Here is a 2,288-nt window from a genome sequence, read left to right as displayed (position 1 = left end):
GTGGTGCCCGGAGGCGGAATCGAACCACCGACACGAGGATTTTCAATCCTCTGCTCTACCGACTGAGCTATCCGGGCGACGAGGTGTATTAAAAGGCTTTTCGGCTTTCAGGTCAACAATAAAATTAAAATAAAATATCGTTTGATGAATTTGTGCTCGGAGTGGGCTGTTTTTATGCATTTTTAGCAGCAATGCGCCATGCTTTAAGCGATGTTTTAACATTGATAGTGTGTTCACTTGCAAAATAAAGGCGATAAAAACAAAAAAGCACGTCTGAAAACGTGCTTTTTATTGAACAATTGACTTTAAACTAGTGCTTTACTGAGAACTTGTTTACCCAACCTTCTAGCTCATTCGCTAGTGAAGCTAAACTTTGAGTACTTGATTGGCTCTCGGTTACGACAGAGTTGAGTTGGCCTCCGCTTTCCTCGATAAGGTTTATGCGTAGCGCAATATCATCGCTAACCTGCGTCTGCTCAGCGGCAGCAGTAGCGATCTGCTGGCTCATTGTGGTGATAGATTCTAACGCCGTTACAATTTGCTGTAGAGCTTCAGAGGCATTCTTAGACTCTGTAACAGTGCTTTCACTGGTTTCTGCACATATTTCCATTGTGTGAATGGCATTGCGAGAGCCTTCTTGCAGATTGGAGATCATATACTGAATCTCTTTTGTGCTGTCTTGTGTGCGTCCTGCTAGGTTGCGTACCTCATCAGCAACGACTGCGAAGCCTCGGCCTTGTTCTCCAGCACGTGCTGCTTCAATGGCTGCATTGAGTGCCAATAGGTTTGTTTGCTCTGCAATATCACCAATCACATCGAGCACTTTTACAATATTATTTACATCCTGATCTAGATCGGCGACCGCTTTACTCGCAGTATTTAATTGAGAAGCTAAACCTTGAATGTTTTCAACCGTGTTATGAATGAGTTTCTGAGTATGTTGGCTTTGTTTGTCAGCCTCGTCCGTATTGTTTGCGGTGTCGCTTGCTGAATTGGCAACATGGTTGGCTGAAGATGCCATTTCAGTCATCGCAGTGGCAATCATCGCCGTTGATTGCTGCTGAGATACGGTAAGATCGGCAATCGTATTTGATCGAGCTTCTACGGCAGATAACTCTGCGCGCAGTGCATGCATAGACTTCTCTAGGTTTGTCACCATGGTAGCTAGTGATTGACTCATATCTTGCACGGCACGATAGATACTTCCTCTCGGTGCCACAGTATCAAAACTGGTCTGAATGTCTCCTTGAGCGACAGCTTGAACTGCTTTACGCACGTCGTTAGGCTCTCCACCAAGTAGATGAAGCATTTTGCGAATCGAAATGATCAGGCCACTTAGAATACTTCCCGCGATAATCAGACACAGCACAAGCTGCCATTGTGCTGTCGACCAAAAACGTGCGTTAACTTCATTAAAGCCAATACCTGTACCGACAACCCAGCCCCAGTGTGGTGTTTTTTCTGCTATCGAGTGTTTTTCTTCAATGCTGCCATCAGCTTGTTTTTGGCTCCAGGTATATTCAATGATCTGACCTGTTTTGTGCCCCAATACATCTAGAATGAGTTGGCCTACGCTATTACCACTGTCATCTCTAAAGTCATGGAAGCTGGTTCCGTGTAGTTGAGGGTCTAGTGGTGCGGCGATGAACATCATATTTTCATCTGCGACATAAACGTATTCGTTGTCTTTGTAGATATTGTTACGAAGTAGGCGAGTGGCTAATGCTTTCGCTTCGTCTTCCGGCATTTTGCCTTCGATAGCCATCTTTTCTACTTCGGTAAGTATGCTGTACGCACTTTTAAATAGCTCAGTAACTCGAGCTTTGTTATCAAGGTTACTTGCGACGCGAAGTGTCCATAAGCCCGTTGCGGTCAGAGCTAGGAGAGCTAGCAATATGATCGCAGATAATAAATAGGCTTGAGTTTTTAGTTTCATATTTAGCTCACAAATAAAGTGTTATCACTATGCAAGGCATAGCTAAAAGAAGAAATGTAATAACTCGGGCATCTTAGTGAAGATAAATATGCTCGGATACTAATGCGTATTGAAATTACGATGAGGATTAAATTTTTAGCGTGAAATAAGTGTTTTTGAAGAAAGGATTTAATGTTCGCTGATGTTTAGAAATGAAGTGCAGATAAATGGGAAAGTGAGAAATGACGTATAAAGCAGATACAAAAAAGCCGCATCAAGTGATGCGGCTTTAAAAGTGGCTCCTCCTGCTGGGCTCGAACCAGCGACCTGCGGATTAACAGTCCGTCGCTCTACCAACTGAGCTAAGGAGGAA

Annotated in this window: 1 protein-coding gene and 2 tRNA genes; all 3 read right to left on the bottom strand. The window is 43.7% G+C overall.

Going from position 1 to position 2,288, the window contains the following annotated elements:
* Position 1: 1 nt before the first annotated feature.
* Positions 2-77: transfer RNA gene (locus R7Z77_RS23875), tRNA-Phe, on the bottom strand.
* A gap of 233 nt (positions 78-310) precedes the next feature.
* Positions 311-1,936 carry a methyl-accepting chemotaxis protein gene (locus R7Z77_RS23870; RefSeq protein WP_033907459.1) on the bottom strand — a complete coding sequence of 542 codons (1,626 nt, stop codon included), beginning with the start codon at positions 1,934-1,936 and terminating at the stop codon, positions 311-313.
* A gap of 275 nt (positions 1,937-2,211) precedes the next feature.
* Positions 2,212-2,287, bottom strand: a tRNA-Asn gene (locus R7Z77_RS23865).
* Position 2,288 lies beyond the last annotated feature (1 nt).

Source organism: Vibrio sp. 1401 (assembly GCF_033340295.1).
Note: the sequence above shows the minus strand (reverse complement) of the source record. Positions and strands in the feature narration are given on the sequence as shown.

Coding starts and splice junctions, on each gene's coding strand:
- R7Z77_RS23870 (WP_033907459.1), bottom strand. CDS start 1,936: ATGAAACTAAAAACTCAAGCCTATTTATTATCTGCGATCATATTGCTA.